Raw genomic sequence first — 15,420 nt, 5'->3', positions numbered from 1 at the left:
TGCCAATGGACGTTTCTTACCTGCTCGACAGCCTTAATGACAAACAGCGTGACGCGGTAGCCGCCTCGCGCACCAACATGCTGGTGCTGGCTGGGGCGGGCAGCGGTAAGACGCGCGTGCTGGTTCACCGTATCGCCTGGCTGCAGAGCGTGGAGAACTGCTCCCCGTATTCCATCATGGCGGTGACTTTTACCAACAAGGCGGCGGCGGAGATGCGCCACCGTATCGCACAGCTGATGGGTACCAGCCAGGGCGGCATGTGGGTTGGCACCTTCCACGGCCTGGCGCACCGCCTGCTGCGCGCGCACCACATGGACGCCAACCTGCCGCAGGATTTCCAGATCCTCGACAGCGAAGACCAGCTGCGCCTGCTTAAGCGCCTGATCAAGGCGATGAACCTCGACGAGAAGCAGTGGCCGCCGCGTCAGGCCATGTGGTACATCAACGGTCAAAAAGATGAAGGGCTGCGCCCGCATCATATTCAAAGCTTCGGCAACCCGGTCGAGCAGACCTGGCAGAACGTCTACAAGGCTTACCAGGAAGCCTGCGACCGCGCCGGACTGGTGGACTTTGCCGAGCTGCTGCTGCGCGCGCACGAGCTCTGGCTTAACAAGCCGCACATTCTTCAGCACTACCGCGAGCGCTTCACCAACATTTTGGTGGACGAATTCCAGGACACCAACAACATTCAGTACGCGTGGATCCGCCTGCTGGCGGGCGACACCGGCAAGGTGATGATCGTCGGCGATGACGACCAGTCAATTTACGGCTGGCGCGGGGCGCAGGTGGAAAACATCCAGCGCTTCCTGAACGACTTCCCCGGCGCGCAGACCATTCGTCTGGAGCAGAACTACCGCTCAACCAGCAACATCCTGAGCGCGGCCAACGCCCTGATTGAGAATAACAACGGGCGTCTGGGTAAAAAGCTGTGGACCGACGGAGTCGACGGCGAGCCGATCTCCATCTACTGCGCGTTCAACGAACTCGACGAAGCGCGCTTCGTGGTGAACCGCATCAAAACCTGGCAGGACAACGGCGGCGCGCTGGAGCAGTGCGCCATTCTCTACCGCAGCAACGCCCAGTCGCGCGTGCTGGAAGAGGCGCTCCTGCAGGTGGGCATGCCGTACCGCATTTACGGCGGCATGCGCTTCTTCGAACGTCAGGAAATCAAAGATGCGCTCTCGTATCTGCGCCTGATCGCCAACCGTAACGATGACGCCGCGTTCGAGCGCGTGGTGAATACGCCAACGCGCGGCATCGGCGACCGCACGCTGGACGTGGTGCGTCAGGCGTCCCGCGATCGTCAGCTGACGCTCTGGCAGGCGTGCCGCGAGCTGCTGCAGGAAAAAGCCCTCGCCGGACGTGCGGCCAGCGCGCTCCAGCGCTTTATGGAGCTTATCGACGCGCTCGCGCAAGAAACTGCCGATATGCCGCTGCACGTGCAGACCGACCGGGTAATTAAAGATTCCGGCCTGCGCACCATGTACGAGCAGGAAAAAGGCGAGAAGGGCCAGACCCGTATTGAGAACTTAGAGGAGCTGGTCACGGCAACGCGCCAGTTCAGCTACAACGAAGAAGATGAAGACCTGATGCCGCTGCAGGCGTTCCTTTCCCACGCCGCGCTGGAGGCGGGCGAAGGGCAGGCGGACACCTGGCAGGATGCGGTGCAGCTGATGACCCTGCACTCCGCCAAAGGCCTGGAGTTCCCGCAGGTGTTTATCGTCGGGATGGAAGAGGGGATGTTCCCGAGCCAGATGTCGCTGGATGAAGGCGGGCGTCTGGAAGAAGAGCGTCGTCTTGCCTACGTGGGCGTGACGCGTGCGATGCAGAAACTCACGCTCACCTACGCCGAAACCCGCCGCCTGTACGGTAAAGAGGTGTACCACCGTCCGTCGCGCTTTATCGGCGAGCTGCCGGAGGAGTGCGTGGAAGAGGTACGCCTGCGCGCCAGCATCAGCCGCCCGGTCAGCCATCAGCGCATGGGCTCGCCTATCGCGGAAACCGACACCGGATACAAGCTGGGCCAGCGCGTTCGCCACTCAAAATTCGGCGAAGGCACCATCGTCAACCTGGAAGGCAGCGGCGAGCACAGCCGTCTTCAGGTCGCGTTTCAGGGGCAGGGGATCAAATGGCTGGTGGCGGCATATGCCAAGCTGGAAACTGTGTAACTTTCAGAAAAATATCATTATTTTGTAATAATCTGCTAGCCTTATACATTGAAGGTGATTTATTACCCTTCAGCGTTCCGTTGCGTGTTGACGCCGCCGTTAATGCTGGCGTAACATGCGCGCACGATTACGCTAAGAGGACATTCGCCTTGGACACACCCAGTAGATACTGGCTCAATTCCCTGTCATCCAGGAACAACTCCTAAGGCTATCTCCTCTTGCTGATGGCCTTAGTGGTTGTCAGCGACCTGCATTATTCCCGTCGCGCTGAGTCAGGCTTTTAATGGTCTGAAACCCATTTTGTTTCTGTGTGCCCACCGAACTGTCCGATATTTTTTGCATTGGGAGTCCCGGTCATGTTGAGCGCATTTCAACTCGAAAATAATCGACTGATTCGGCTTGAAGCCGAAGAGTCGCAGCCCCTCAGTGACGCCGTATGGGTGGATCTGGTCGAGCCGGACGACGATGAGCGCCTTCGCGTACAATCAGAGCTGGGGCAAAGCCTGGCAACCCGTCCGGAACTGGAAGACATTGAGGCATCGGCGCGTTTTTTTGAAGACGAAGACGGCCTGCACATTCACTCTTTCTTCTTTTTTGAAGATGCTGACGATCACGCCGGTAACTCCACCGTGGCGTTTACCATTCGCGACGGCCGCCTGTTTACCCTGCGCGAGCGCGAGCTGCCCGCGTTTCGTCTTTACCGCATGCGCGCCCGCAGCCAGGCGATGGTGGAAGGCAACGCCTACGAACTGCTGCTCGACCTGTTTGAAACCAAAATTGAACAGCTGGCGGATGAAATCGAAAACATTTACAGCGATCTGGAAAAGCTGAGCCGCGTGATCATGGAAGGCCATCAGGGCGATGAGTATGACGAAGCGCTCTCGACGCTGGCTGAACAGGAAGATATCGGCTGGAAGGTGCGCCTGTGCCTGATGGATACCCAGCGCGCGCTGAACTTCCTGGTGCGTAAAGCCCGCCTGCCTGGCGGCCAGCTGGAGCAGGCGCGTGAAATCCTGCGCGATATCGAATCCCTGCTGCCGCACAACGAGTCCCTCTTCCAGAAGGTGAACTTCCTGATGCAGGCGGCGATGGGCTTTATTAACATCGAGCAGAACCGCATCATCAAGATCTTCTCGGTGGTATCCGTGGTGTTCCTGCCGCCGACGCTGGTGGCCTCAAGCTATGGAATGAACTTCGAGTTTATGCCGGAGCTGAAGTGGAGCTTTGGCTACCCTGGCGCGATTATTTTTATGATCCTCGCCGGGCTGGCGCCGTATCTGTACTTTAAGCGCCGGAACTGGCTGTAAAAATCGGGCGGGTAGCGCTGCGCTTACCCGCCCTACGATCGAACGCCTTCTCCCTTTGGTGAGGGCAATATCACAATTCTACAACCCTCTGCGCGTCCTGCGCTGGGTATAAATCGCATCCGCAACGAAGATCGCCAGTGCGACCCAGATAAATGCGAACGTCACCATCTTATCCGCGCCCGGTACTTCCCCGTAGAACATCACCGCCAGCAGGAACATCAGCGTTGGGCCAATGTACTGGAAGAACCCCAGCGTCGAGAGGCGCAGGCGCGTTGCCGCGCCGGTGAAGCACAGCAGGGGAATGGTGGTCACCACGCCCGCGGCCATCAGCAGCACGTTCAGCGACCACGGGTTGCTGCCCATATGGCTGGTGGCGCTGTCGGCGATGCCAAACAGGTAAATGGCGGCAACGGGGAGCAGCCAGAGGGTTTCGAACAGCATCCCGGTTTGCGCTTCAACGGCAATCTTCTTTCGCACCAGGCCGTAGAACGCGAAGCTGAACGCCAGCCCCAGGGCGATGATCGGCAGCGAGCCGAACGTCCACAGCTGCACCAGTACGCCACAGAAGGCGAGTATTACCGCCAGCCACTGCATGCGCCGGAAGCGTTCGCCGAGGAAAATCATCCCCAGCACGATATTCACCAGCGGGTTGATAAAGTAGCCGAGGCTCGCTTCGAGCATATGGTGATTATTCACCGCCCAGATAAACAGCAGCCAGTTGCCGCCAATCAGCACCGCCGAGAGCGCCAGCAGGAAAATCTTTTTCGGCGTCTTCAGCAGCGTTTTGACGCCTGACCACTGCCGGCTGATGCTCATCAGCGCAATCATAAAGAAAAATGACCAGATGACGCGGTGAGTCAGGATCTCGTCGGCGGGGACGTAGTGGATCAGCTTGAAATAGGCAGGCGCGATGCCCCAAATAAAATAAGCGGCAAGGGCGAGTAAAACGCCCTGCCGCGTCTGTTTAGCATCCATCGGGAAAATCCATTACAAAAGTGTGGGGCAATTTTACCCGCTTTTACCGCGTTAACCCACCATATAAGTGGCAGTTGCGCTGGCGATATAAACTTGCTCTTCGTTGTGCAGCTCAACGCGCGCCACGGCGACTTTGTTACCCGCGCGCAGCAGGCTGCTGGTGCAGGTGAAGCGGTTTCCACGGCCGGGACGCAGGTAGTCGACGCGTAAATCGATCGTGCCCATCCGCGACAGGCGCTGGCGCAGCTCGTCCTCGTTGATAGTGTCGTGGCGCGTCAGCGTGCTGCCCACGCAGACCAGCCCGGCCGCAACGTCCAGCGCCGAGGCAATCACGCCGCCGTGCAGAATGCTTTGCGCCCAGTTACCTACCATCATCGGCTGGTTGTTAAAGTTAAGCTTCGCAAAGTCCTTCTCGTAACGCTCCAGCTCCAGCCCCAGCGCGCGGTTAAACGGCATGTGGTAAACAAAAATTTCGCCCACGAGTTTCAACGCTTCTTCAGCGGTAAGCATGGCTGACATCGGTAAAGCATCCTTGTTGTTAATAAAATGTTGATTTTATGCTTCGCTACGGAGAAATTCCACTTTCAGAAACCAGGAGGGGAAGTTCGCGCGGAAAAATGTAGAATGCGTCTACAAAACTATTCATTAGACGTCACAATCTCAGGAGAACACCACCGATGCGGACGTATCTGGGTTGGTTACTGGCGGCGGTTTCGCTGCCCCTCACAGCATATGCGCAGGAAGCAACGGTTAACGAGGTACATGATACGCCTGCCGTGCGCGGCAGCATCATTGCGAACCTGCTTCAGGAGCATGACAATCCGTTCACGCTTTATCCGTACGACACCAACTATTTGCTCTACACCTGGACCAGCGATCTCAATAAAGAAGCGATTCGCTCCTATGACTGGGCTGAGAATGCGCGTAAGGACGAGGTGAAATACCAGCTCAGCCTGGCGTTTCCGTTCTGGCGCGGGATCCTGGGGCCGAACTCGGTGCTCGGCGCATCGTATACGCAAAAATCCTGGTGGCAGCTCTCGAACAGCGGTGAATCTTCACCGTTCCGTGAGACCAACTACGAGCCGCAGCTGTTCCTGGGCTTCGCGACGGACTACGAGTTTGCCGGCTGGACGCTGCGCGACGTCGAGGTTGGTTTTAACCATGACTCTAACGGGCGCTCCGATCCCACTTCGCGCAGCTGGAACCGCGCCTATACCCGCCTGATGGCGCAGAACGGCAATTACATGGTGGAAGTGAAGCCGTGGTACGTGGTGGGTAGCACCGACGATAATCCGGATATCACCAAATATATGGGTTACTACCAGCTCAAAGTCGGCTACCAGCTGGGTGACGCCGTGCTGAGTGCGAAAGGTCAGTACAACTGGAATACCGGCTACGGTGGTGCGGAAGTGGGCCTGAGCTACCCGGTGACGAAGCACGTGCGCCTGTATACGCAGGTGTACAGCGGTTACGGCGAGTCGCTGATCGACTATAACTTCAACCAGACCCGTGTCGGTGTCGGCGTGATGCTGAACGATATTCTCTAAGCTGGTCGAATGTTTTTGCGTTAAACGTTGAAGTTTCTCTCTCAGGCGCTGAAAATAGCGCCTGTTTCATTTCTGGCATATGGGGTTAACGTGGCGCAGGCGGAAGTATTGAATCAGGAATCGCTGGCTAAACAGGTTTTGCAAGAAACCTTTGGCTATCAGCAGTTCCGCCCCGGCCAGGAAACCATCATTGAAACCGTGCTGGAAGGCCGTGATTGTCTGGTGGTGATGCCGACGGGCGGCGGGAAATCGCTGTGCTATCAGGTTCCCGCGCTGGTGCTTAACGGCCTGACGGTGGTGGTATCCCCCCTCATTTCCCTGATGAAGGACCAGGTCGATCAGCTGCTCGCCAACGGCGTAGCGGCGGCCTGCCTGAACTCCACCCAGACCCGCGAGCAGCAGCAAGAGGTGATGGCCGGCTGCCGCACCGGGCAGGTCCGCCTGCTGTATATCGCGCCTGAACGGCTGATGCTGGATAACTTCCTCGACCATCTGTCGCACTGGAATCCGGTGCTGCTGGCGGTGGACGAAGCGCACTGTATTTCCCAGTGGGGGCACGACTTCCGCCCGGAATACGCCGCGCTAGGCCAGCTGCGCCAGCGCTTCCCCGAGCTGCCGTTTATGGCGCTCACCGCCACGGCGGATGACACCACGCGTCAGGATATCGTCCGGCTTCTGGGCCTGAACGATCCGTTTATCCAGGTCAGCAGCTTTGACCGCCCGAACATCCGCTACATGCTGATGGAAAAATTCAAGCCGCTGGATCAGCTTCTGCGCTACGTGCAGGAGCAGCGCGGCAAATCCGGCATCATCTACTGCAACAGCCGCGCGAAGGTAGAAGACACCGCCGCGCGCCTGCAAAACCGCGGCTTTAGCGCCGCGGCCTATCATGCCGGGTTAGAAAACCACATCCGCGCCGACGTGCAGGAAAAATTCCAGCGCGACGATCTGCAAATCGTGGTCGCCACGGTGGCGTTCGGCATGGGGATCAACAAGCCCAACGTGCGCTTTGTGGTGCATTTCGACATTCCGCGCAACATCGAATCCTACTATCAGGAAACGGGCCGCGCCGGGCGCGACGGGCTGCCTGCGGAAGCGATGCTGTTTTACGATCCGGCCGATATGGCGTGGCTGCGCCGCTGTCTGGAAGAGAAGCCCCAGGGCCAGCTGCAGGATATCGAGCGCCACAAGCTTAACGCGATGGGCGCGTTTGCCGAAGCGCAAACCTGCCGCCGCCTGGTGCTGCTCAACTACTTTGGCGAAGGACGACAGGAGCCGTGCGGCAACTGCGATATCTGCCTCGACCCACCAAAGCAGTACGATGGCCTGATGGACGCGCGAAAAGCGCTCTCGACCATTGGTCGCGTGAATCAACGCTTCGGGATGGGCTACGTGGTGGAAGTGCTGCGCGGCGCCAATAACCAGCGCATCCGCGATATGGGCCACGACAAGCTGCCCGTCTACGGCATAGGTAAAGAGCAGAGCCACGAGCACTGGGTCAGCATTATTCGCCAGCTGATCCACCTTGGCTTTGCCACGCAAAACATTGCTCAACACTCTGCGCTTCAGCTGACGGAAGCGGCGCGGCCGGTGCTGCGCGGTGAGGTTGAACTGAAGCTTGCCGTTCCGCGCGTGGTCGCGCTCAAGCCGCGCGTGATGCAAAAATCTTACGGCGGCAACTACGATCGCAAGCTGTTTGCCAAGCTGCGCAAGCTGCGTAAGGCCATTGCCGACGAAGAGAACATTCCGCCGTACGTGGTGTTCAACGACGCGACGCTTATCGAGATGGCCGAGCAGATGCCGCTTAGCGCAAGCGAAATGCTCAGCGTCAACGGCGTCGGCACGCGCAAGCTCGAGCGTTTCGGCAAGGAGTTTATGGCGCTTATTCGCTCTCACGCCGATGGTGATGATGAGGAGTAGTCAGCCGGGCAAAAAAGTGCCAGGATGGTGACTCACTGAATTATTCCCCCGCGAGTTAATTATGTTGATGCTATTTCTTACCGTGGCGTTAGTGCACATCGTTGCGCTGATGAGCCCCGGCCCTGACTTTTTCTTCGTATCGCAAACTGCCGTCAGCCGTTCTCGTAAAGAGGCGATGATGGGCGTGCTGGGCATTACCATGGGCGTAATGGTCTGGGCGGCGGTTGCGCTGCTTGGCCTGAACCTGATTCTGGCGAAGATGGCCTGGCTGCATAACATCATTATGGTCGGCGGCGGCCTGTATCTGTGCTGGATGGGCTATCAGATGCTGCGCGGGGCGCTGAAGAAAGAAGAGAAAAAAGCGGAAGAGCCACAGGTGGAGCTGGCAACGGGCGGCCGCAGCTTTGTGAAAGGGCTGTTGACCAACCTGGCGAACCCGAAAGCGATTATTTACTTCGGGTCCGTGTTCTCTCTGTTCGTCGGCGATAGCGTCGGCGCGGGCGCGCGCTGGGGCATCTTCCTGCTGATCGTCGTTGAAACCTTTGCCTGGTTCACCGTCGTCGCCAGCCTGTTTGCCTTACCGGCGATGCGCCGCGGCTACCAGCGCATTGCGAAGTGGATCGACGGCTTCGCCGGCGCGCTGTTCGCGGGCTTCGGCATCCACCTCATCATTTCTCGCTAAGCGTGACGCGCTGACGCAAGCAGCGCGCCCACCAGCATAAACAGCGAACCAAATACCTTATTGAGGGCCTTCATCTGCTTAGGCCCTTTAATCCATGCCGCAATCCGCTGCGCCAGCGTCGCGTAGCCAATCATCACAATAATATCGACGATAATGGTGGTTGCGCCGAGGACCACGTACTGCATCACCTGCGGCTGATGCGGAACGATGAACTGTGGGAACAGCGCGGCGAGAAAGACAATGCTTTTCGGGTTAGTCAGGTTCACAAACACCGCGCGCTTAAACAGGCGGCCGCGGGTTTGCGTGTGGGCGAGGGTATTGAGATCAATCGAGCCCGCCGCGCGCCACTGCTGAATGCCGAGCCAAATCAGATACGCCGCACCGGCCCATTTCAGCACCTCAAACGCCAGCACCGAGCGTGAGAACAGCGTGCCGAGGCCAATCCCCACCAGGACGATGTGGATGCCCAGCCCGGTTTGTAAACCGGCAATCGACGCCGCCGCCCCGCGATACCCGTGGTTAATCGAGGTGGTCATGGTGTTGATGGCGCCAGAGCCGGGGGAAAGGCTGAGGATAATGGATGTCAGCAGGTACGCGAACCACCACTCGAAGGTCATTTGAAGCTCCCGAATCGTCTGTTTTTATGCCACAATACGCTATTGTTGAGTCATTTTGTGACCGGTTAAGAAAAAACGATATTCCTTGGCTTACAGGGGTGGAAACCCAATGTTGCAGCAGAAAAAGGACTGGGAAACACGAGAAAACGCATTTGCTGCTTTCTCTATGGGGCCGCTGACCGATTTCTGGCGTCAGCGCGAGGAAGATGAGTTTACGGGCGTCGATAACGTTCCGGTGCGCTTTGTTCGTTTTCGTAACGAGCAAAACGACCGCGTCATCGTGGTCTGCCCTGGCCGTATCGAAAGCTACGTCAAATACGCCGAGCTGGCGTATGACCTGGTTCACATGGGCTTTGATGTCCTGATTATCGATCATCGCGGACAAGGCCTTTCCGGGCGCATGCTGTCGGATACGCACCGCGGTCACGTGGATCATTTCAGCGATTACGTCGACGATCTCGCCGCCTTCTGGCAGCAGGAGGTTCAGCCGGGGCCGTGGCGCAAGCGCTACATCCTGGCGCACTCGATGGGCGGCGCTATCGCCACGCTTTTCCTGCAGCGTCATGCGCATCAGTGCGATGCCATCGCGCTGACCGCACCGATGTACGGCATCGTGATCCGTTTTCCAGACTGGATGGTACGTCCACTTCTCGACTGGGCTGAGGGCCATCAGCGCATCCGGGAAGGATATGCCATCGGCACGGGCCGCTGGCGCGCGCTGCCGTTTGCGCTCAACGTGCTCACCCACAGCCGACAGCGCTATCGCCGCAACCTGCGCTTTTACGCCGATGAGCCGCGCCTGCGCGTGGGCGGCCCTACCTGGCACTGGGTGCGTGAAGGTGTTTTAGCCGGTGAGCAGGTATTGGCCGGCGTGGCAAACGATGCCACGCCGACGCTTCTGATTCAGGCAGAAGACGAGCGTGTGGTGGATAACCGCATGCACGACCGTTTTTGTGAACTGCGCGCCGCCGCTGGTCATCCCTGTGAGGGGGAGAAACCGCTGGTCATCCACGGCGCGTACCATGAGATCCTTTTCGAAAAGGACGCTATGCGCTCAGTCGCGCTGAACGCCATCGTCGAGTTTTTCGACAGGCATAACTGATTATTTTTTTTACCAGAGGTTGAGATCCCTATGTACCAGGTTGTTGCATCTGACTTAGATGGCACGCTGCTTTCGCCCGACCACACCCTCTCGCCTTACGCGAAAGAGACCCTAAAGCTCCTGACTGCCCGTGGCGTGAATTTTGTGTTTGCCACCGGTCGTCATCACGTAGACGTGGGGCAGATCCGCGATAATCTGGAGATCAAATCGTACATGATCACCTCCAACGGGGCACGCGTGCACGATACCGACGGTAACCTGATTTTCACCCATAACCTCGACCGCGACATCGCCGCCGATCTCTTCGGCGTGGTGCATAACAACCCGGCGATCGTCACCAACGTTTACCGCGACGACGAGTGGTTTATGAACCGCCACCGCCCGGATGAGATGCGCTTCTTCAAAGAGGCGGTCTTTCAGTATTCTCTCTACGAGCCGGGCCTGCTGGAGCCGGAAGGGATCAGCAAAGTGTTCTTTACCTGTGAAAGCCACGAGGAACTTCTTCCGTTGGAGCAGGCGATCAACGCGCGCTGGGGCGATCGCGTGAACGTGAGCTTCTCGACGCTGACCTGCCTGGAAGTGATGGCGGGCGGCGTGTCGAAAGGTCACGCCCTGGAAGCCGTCGCGAAGCGTCTGGGCTTTGAGCTGAAGGACTGCATCGCCTTCGGCGACGGCATGAACGACGCCGAAATGCTCTCCATGGCGGGCAAAGGCTGCATCATGGAAAACGCGCACCAGCGTTTGAAAGACCTGCACCCGGAGCTGGAAGTGATCGGCACCAACGGCGACAACGCTGTTCCGAAGTATCTGCGCAAGCTGTTCCTTGAATAATCCTCAAGCGGTTATTTATCGTTCAGTTGTCAACTAAAGAGTTCGCTACAATGCTCCTCCTTCTTTTTGCGAGACGAGCATTGTGGCGCTACTCATTATCACCACCATCCTGTGGGCCTTCTCCTTTAGCCTGATTGGCGAATACCTTGCGGGTTCGGTCGACAGCTACTTTTCGGTGCTGATGCGCGTGGGGCTGGCCGCGCTGGTGTTCCTGCCGTTTCTGCGTACGCGCGGGCAGTCGCTGAAAACCATTCTGCTGTACATGCTGGTGGGCGCGATGCAGCTCGGCATCATGTATCTGTTTAGCTTCCGGGCCTATGTCTATCTGTCCGTCTCGGAGTTTCTGCTTTTCACCGTGCTCACGCCGCTCTATATCACGCTGATATACGACCTGCTCAGCAGGCGTCGTCTGCGCTGGGGATATTTGCTGAGCGCCGCGCTGGCGGTGATCGGCGCGGCGATTATTCGCTATGACAAGGTAAGCGATCACTTCTGGACCGGGCTGATGTTCGTCCAGCTTGCCAATATCAGCTTTGCCATCGGCATGGTGGGCTATAAGCGCCTGATGGAAACCCGCCCGATGCCTCAGCACAACGCCTTCGCCTGGTTCTATATGGGCGCGGCGATCGTTGCGGTAGCGGCGTGGTTTATGCTCGGCAACCCGCAGAAGCTACCGACCACGTCGCTACAGTGGGGCGTTCTGGTCTGGCTGGGCGTGGTGGCCTCAGGGCTGGGTTACTTCATGTGGAACTACGGCGCGACGCAGGTCGACGCCGGTACGCTGGGGATCATGAATAACGTACATGTGCCCGCGGGGCTGCTGGTGAACCTCGCCATCTGGCAGGAGCAGCCGCACTGGCCGAGCTTCCTTATTGGGGGAGCGGTGATTCTGGCTTCGCTGTGGGTGCATCGACGCTGGGTCGCTCCGCGCTCCGCACAAACGGAAGATGGTCGCAGGCGTGATTCCGCGCTGAGCGAATAAACGCTTCCGTAATGGCCTGGCGCTGCTCGCCGTCGCGCACGGCGGCGTACAGCCGGCTCCACAGGCCTTCACCCAGGGTTTTGGTGACCACCAGACCCTGGCGCTCAAAGCTTTCTACCACCCAGTGCGGCAGCGCCGCAATGCCCATTCTGGCAGCAACCATCTGAATCAGCAGCAGGGTGTTATCCACGCTTTTCAGCTGCGGGCTCACGCCTGCCGGCTGCAGGAAGTGGCGCCAGATATCCAGGCGGCTGCGCTGTACCGGATAAATCAGCAGCAATTCTGTCGCCAGGTCTTCTGGCGTAATGCGCGTTTTGGCCGCCAGCGGATGATCCGGCGCCAGCACCAGGCGCACTTCAAAATCAAACATCGGCGAATAGTGCAGGCCGCTGCGCGGCAGAATGTCTGACGTCATCACCAGGTCCAGCTCGCCCTGCTGGAGCGAGGGCTGCGGGTCAAAGGTCACGCCGGATTTAAAGTCCATCTCCACCTGCGGCCACTTCTGGCGGAAGTTCTCAAGCGCGGGCGTCAGCCACTGAATGCAGCTATGGCACTCAATGGCGATACGCAGCCTGGTCTGCTGCGGCTCATTGCACGACTGCAGCGCGCTGGCAATCTGCGGCAGCACCTGATTCGCCAGCTGTAGAAGAATCTCGCCCTGCGGCGTAAAGCGCAGCGGCTGGCTCTTACGCACAAATAGACGAAAGCCAAGGCGTTGTTCCAGATCGCTGAACTGGTGGGAAAGGGCGGACTGGGTCTGGTGCAGCGTGGCCGCCGCCGCCGCGAGCGATCCGCTGTTCCGCAACGCTTGTAGCGTTTTCAGGTGTTTTATCTCGATCATGAAAGTCCTTCACTTCGCCATGAACATTTTGCGCTTGAGGAATATACAGTACCTTTACATTATGGAAGTGTAAACATCTGGACGTCTAAAACGTAAAAATTCACAAGGGGCATACCATGACAATCCGCACTCACACTCTCGGTTTCCCTCGCGTTGGCCTGCGCCGCGAGCTGAAAAAAGCACAGGAAAGCTACTGGGCGGGCAATGCTACCCGCGAAGAGCTGCTGGCCGTTGGCCGCGAGCTGCGCGCCCGCCACTGGGAGCAGCAAAAGCAGGCGGGCATTGACCTGCTGCCGGTGGGCGATTTCGCCTGGTACGACCATGTTCTGACGACCAGCCTGCTGCTGGGCAACGTGCCGGCTCGTCATCAGAACAAAGATGGATCGGTAGATATCGATACCCTTTTCCGCATCGGCCGCGGCCGTGCGCCGACGGGTGAGCCAGCTGCAGCGGCGGAAATGACCAAGTGGTTTAACACTAACTATCACTATATGGTGCCGGAGTTCGTAAAGGGGCAGCAGTTCAGGCTGGCCTGGACGCAGCTTCTGGACGAGGTGGACGAAGCGCTGGCGCTGGGCCATCAGGTAAAGCCGGTGCTGCTGGGGCCGGTAACGTACCTGTGGCTGGGCAAAGTCAAAGGCGAACAGTTCGACCGTTTGAGCCTGCTAAACGATATTCTGCCGGTCTACAAACAGGTGTTGAGCGAGCTGGGCAAGCGCGGCATCCAGTGGGTACAGGTCGACGAACCGGCGCTGGTGCTGGAGCTGCCCCAGGCCTGGCTTGATGCCTTCAAACCGGCGTACGATGCGCTCACCGGCCAGGTGAAGCTGCTGCTGACCACCTATTTCGAGGGCGTCACGCCAAACCTCGATACCCTCACCGCGCTGCCGGTTCAGGGCCTGCACGTTGACCTGGTCCACGGCAAAGATGATGTGGCTGAACTCCACAAGCGCCTGCCCGTGGACTGGCTGCTCTCCGCTGGCCTGATCAACGGTCGTAACGTCTGGCGCGCCGATCTCACGGAAAAATATGGCCAAATTAAAGAGATCGTCGACAAGCGCGAGCTGTGGGTAGCCTCTTCCTGCTCGCTGCTGCACAGCCCGATCGATCTGAGCGTCGAAACGCGTCTGGATGCGGAAGTGAAAAGCTGGTTTGCCTTCGCCCTGCAAAAATGTGAGGAGCTTGCGCTGCTGCGCGACGCCCTGAACTCGGGCGACACGGCGGCGATTGCCGAGTGGAGCGCCCCGATTCAGGCACGTCGCCACTCGGCGCGCGTGCATAACCCGGCGGTCGAGAAACGCCTGGCGGCCATCACCGCCCGGGACAGCCAGCGCCAGAGCCCGTATGAGGTGCGCGCCGAAGCCCAGCGCGTTCGCTTTAACCTGCCCGCGTGGCCGACCACCACCATAGGTTCCTTCCCGCAGACCACCGAGATCCGCGGCCTGCGCCTGGACTTTAAAAAGGGCAACCTTGATGCCAATCACTACCGCACCGGCATCGCCGAACACATCAAGCAGGCGATTATCGAGCAGGAGCGTCTTGGCTTGGACGTACTGGTCCACGGCGAAGCCGAGCGTAACGACATGGTGGAATACTTTGGCGAGCATCTCGACGGCTTCGTCTTTACCCAGAACGGCTGGGTGCAGAGCTACGGCTCCCGCTGCGTGAAGCCGCCGGTGGTTATTGGAGACGTGAGCCGCCCGGAAGCGATTACCGTCGAATGGGCGAAGTACGCCCAGTCGCTGACGGACAAGCCGGTGAAAGGCATGCTGACCGGGCCGGTGACCATTCTTTGCTGGTCTTTCCCGCGTGAAGACGTCAGCCGTGAAACCATCGCGAAGCAAATCGCGCTCGCGCTGCGTGACGAAGTGGCGGACCTCGAGGCGGCGGGCATCGGCATCATTCAGATTGACGAACCGGCGCTGCGCGAAGGTTTACCGCTGCGCCGCAGCGACTGGGATGCGTACCTGAAGTGGGGCGTGGAAGCCTTCCGCATCAACGCCGCGGTGGCGAAGGACGATACCCAGATCCACACCCACATGTGCTACTGCGAGTTTAACGACATCATGGATTCTATTGCCGCCCTGGACGCCGACGTGATCACCATCGAGACCTCGCGCTCGGACATGGAGTTGCTGGAGTCGTTCGAGGAGTTCGACTACCCGAACGAAATCGGGCCGGGCGTGTACGATATTCACTCGCCGAACGTCCCAAGCGTGGAGTGGATCGAAGCGCTGTTGCAGAAGGCTGCCCAGCGGATCCCCGCAGAACGCCTGTGGGTGAACCCGGACTGCGGCCTCAAAACCCGCGGCTGGCCGGAGACGCGCGCCGCGCTGGCGAACATGGTCAAGGCGGCGCAGAATTTGCGTCAGGCGTAGTAGTGTGGACTGCCGGGTGGCGCTAACGCTTACCCGGCCTACCAGCAGGCCCGGTAAGGCGTTGCCGCCA

14 protein-coding genes are annotated in these 15,420 nt (G+C 58.9%); 10 read left to right on the top strand and 4 right to left on the bottom strand.

Translation table 11 applies throughout. The features are described from left to right. The first annotated feature begins 5 nt into the window (after positions 1-5). From uvrD to corA, 3 genes are all read left to right on the top strand, one after another. Positions 6-2,168: a DNA helicase II gene (uvrD, locus tag DBY73_RS19055; RefSeq protein WP_112012621.1), complete on the top strand. Its 2,163-nt coding sequence runs from the start codon at positions 6-8 to the stop codon at positions 2,166-2,168. Positions 2,169-2,317: 149 nt separating this feature from the next. Further along, entirely contained in the window at positions 2,318-2,374 is a 57-nt protein-coding gene (gene ysgD / locus DBY73_RS22230; protein ID WP_212743980.1) for a YsgD/CorL family protein, read from the top strand. Between the two features lie 150 nt (positions 2,375-2,524). Continuing rightward, positions 2,525-3,475 carry a magnesium/cobalt transporter CorA gene (corA, locus tag DBY73_RS19045; protein WP_112012619.1) on the top strand — a complete coding sequence of 317 codons (951 nt, stop codon included), beginning with the start codon at positions 2,525-2,527 and terminating at the stop codon, positions 3,473-3,475. Positions 3,476-3,553: 78 nt separating this feature from the next. On the opposite strand, the gene rarD is transcribed toward corA, so the two are convergent. Further along, entirely contained in the window at positions 3,554-4,450 is an 897-nt protein-coding gene (gene rarD, locus DBY73_RS19040; RefSeq protein WP_112012618.1) for an EamA family transporter RarD, read from the bottom strand. Positions 4,451-4,501: 51 nt separating this feature from the next. After that, positions 4,502-4,969 (bottom strand): acyl-CoA thioesterase YigI, encoded by a 468-nt coding sequence (yigI, locus tag DBY73_RS19035; RefSeq protein ID WP_112012617.1) that lies wholly within the window; start codon positions 4,967-4,969, stop codon positions 4,502-4,504. Between the two features lie 158 nt (positions 4,970-5,127). Here yigI and pldA point away from each other — a divergent pair, with 158 nt between their 5' ends. The 3 genes from pldA to rhtC all read left to right on the top strand — a co-directional run bounded on the left by pldA (position 5,128) and on the right by rhtC (position 8,599). Then, positions 5,128-5,997 carry a phospholipase A gene (gene pldA / locus DBY73_RS19030; RefSeq protein ID WP_112012616.1) on the top strand — a complete coding sequence of 290 codons (870 nt, stop codon included), beginning with the start codon at positions 5,128-5,130 and terminating at the stop codon, positions 5,995-5,997. Positions 5,998-6,087: 90 nt separating this feature from the next. Beyond that, positions 6,088-7,917 (top strand): ATP-dependent DNA helicase RecQ, encoded by a 1,830-nt coding sequence (gene recQ / locus DBY73_RS19025; RefSeq protein WP_112012615.1) that lies wholly within the window; start codon positions 6,088-6,090, stop codon positions 7,915-7,917. Positions 7,918-7,978: 61 nt separating this feature from the next. After that, a complete protein-coding gene (gene rhtC / locus DBY73_RS19020; protein ID WP_112012614.1) occupies positions 7,979-8,599 on the top strand; it encodes a threonine export protein RhtC in 621 nt (206 codons plus the stop codon). On the opposite strand, the gene rhtB is transcribed toward rhtC, so the two are convergent. After that, positions 8,596-9,216, bottom strand: coding sequence for a homoserine/homoserine lactone efflux protein (rhtB, locus tag DBY73_RS19015; RefSeq protein ID WP_112012613.1), 621 nt, complete (start codon positions 9,214-9,216; stop codon positions 8,596-8,598). The two genes, rhtC and rhtB, sit on opposite strands and share 4 nt — an antisense overlap. A 109-nt stretch (positions 9,217-9,325) precedes the next feature. Here rhtB and pldB point away from each other — a divergent pair, with 109 nt between their 5' ends. The 3 genes from pldB to DBY73_RS19000 all read left to right on the top strand — a co-directional run bounded on the left by pldB (position 9,326) and on the right by DBY73_RS19000 (position 12,131). Next, entirely contained in the window at positions 9,326-10,318 is a 993-nt protein-coding gene (gene pldB, locus DBY73_RS19010) for a lysophospholipase L2 (protein ID WP_112012612.1), read from the top strand. Positions 10,319-10,348: 30 nt separating this feature from the next. After that, complete coding sequence (yigL, locus tag DBY73_RS19005) at positions 10,349-11,149, top strand: sugar/pyridoxal phosphate phosphatase YigL (RefSeq protein ID WP_112012611.1); 801 nt, start codon at positions 10,349-10,351, stop codon at positions 11,147-11,149. 82 nt (positions 11,150-11,231) lie between these two features. Then, positions 11,232-12,131 carry a carboxylate/amino acid/amine transporter gene (locus tag DBY73_RS19000; RefSeq protein ID WP_112012610.1) on the top strand — a complete coding sequence of 300 codons (900 nt, stop codon included), beginning with the start codon at positions 11,232-11,234 and terminating at the stop codon, positions 12,129-12,131. Here the strand turns inward: DBY73_RS19000 and metR are convergent. Continuing rightward, positions 12,019-12,972 carry an HTH-type transcriptional regulator MetR gene (metR, locus tag DBY73_RS18995; RefSeq protein ID WP_112012609.1) on the bottom strand — a complete coding sequence of 318 codons (954 nt, stop codon included), beginning with the start codon at positions 12,970-12,972 and terminating at the stop codon, positions 12,019-12,021. The genes DBY73_RS19000 and metR overlap by 113 nt on opposite strands. A gap of 116 nt (positions 12,973-13,088) precedes the next feature. On the opposite strand from metR, the gene metE reads away from it, so the two are divergent. After that, entirely contained in the window at positions 13,089-15,350 is a 2,262-nt protein-coding gene (gene metE, locus DBY73_RS18990; RefSeq protein ID WP_112012608.1) for a 5-methyltetrahydropteroyltriglutamate--homocysteine S-methyltransferase, read from the top strand. Positions 15,351-15,420 lie beyond the last annotated feature (70 nt).

This window comes from Enterobacter sp. RIT418 (assembly GCF_003057745.1).
Classification (GTDB): domain Bacteria; phylum Pseudomonadota; class Gammaproteobacteria; order Enterobacterales; family Enterobacteriaceae; genus Enterobacter.
Note: the sequence above shows the minus strand (reverse complement) of the source record. Positions and strands in the feature narration are given on the sequence as shown.

Coding starts and splice junctions, on each gene's coding strand:
- uvrD (WP_112012621.1), top strand. CDS start 6: ATGGACGTTTCTTACCTGCTCGACAGCCTTAATGACAAACAGCGTGAC.
- corA (WP_112012619.1), top strand. CDS start 2,525: ATGTTGAGCGCATTTCAACTCGAAAATAATCGACTGATTCGGCTTGAA.
- rarD (WP_112012618.1), bottom strand. CDS start 4,450: ATGGATGCTAAACAGACGCGGCAGGGCGTTTTACTCGCCCTTGCCGCT.
- yigI (WP_112012617.1), bottom strand. CDS start 4,969: ATGTCAGCCATGCTTACCGCTGAAGAAGCGTTGAAACTCGTGGGCGAA.
- pldA (WP_112012616.1), top strand. CDS start 5,128: ATGCGGACGTATCTGGGTTGGTTACTGGCGGCGGTTTCGCTGCCCCTC.
- rhtC (WP_112012614.1), top strand. CDS start 7,979: ATGTTGATGCTATTTCTTACCGTGGCGTTAGTGCACATCGTTGCGCTG.
- rhtB (WP_112012613.1), bottom strand. CDS start 9,216: ATGACCTTCGAGTGGTGGTTCGCGTACCTGCTGACATCCATTATCCTC.
- pldB (WP_112012612.1), top strand. CDS start 9,326: ATGTTGCAGCAGAAAAAGGACTGGGAAACACGAGAAAACGCATTTGCT.
- yigL (WP_112012611.1), top strand. CDS start 10,349: ATGTACCAGGTTGTTGCATCTGACTTAGATGGCACGCTGCTTTCGCCC.
- metR (WP_112012609.1), bottom strand. CDS start 12,972: ATGATCGAGATAAAACACCTGAAAACGCTACAAGCGTTGCGGAACAGC.
- metE (WP_112012608.1), top strand. CDS start 13,089: ATGACAATCCGCACTCACACTCTCGGTTTCCCTCGCGTTGGCCTGCGC.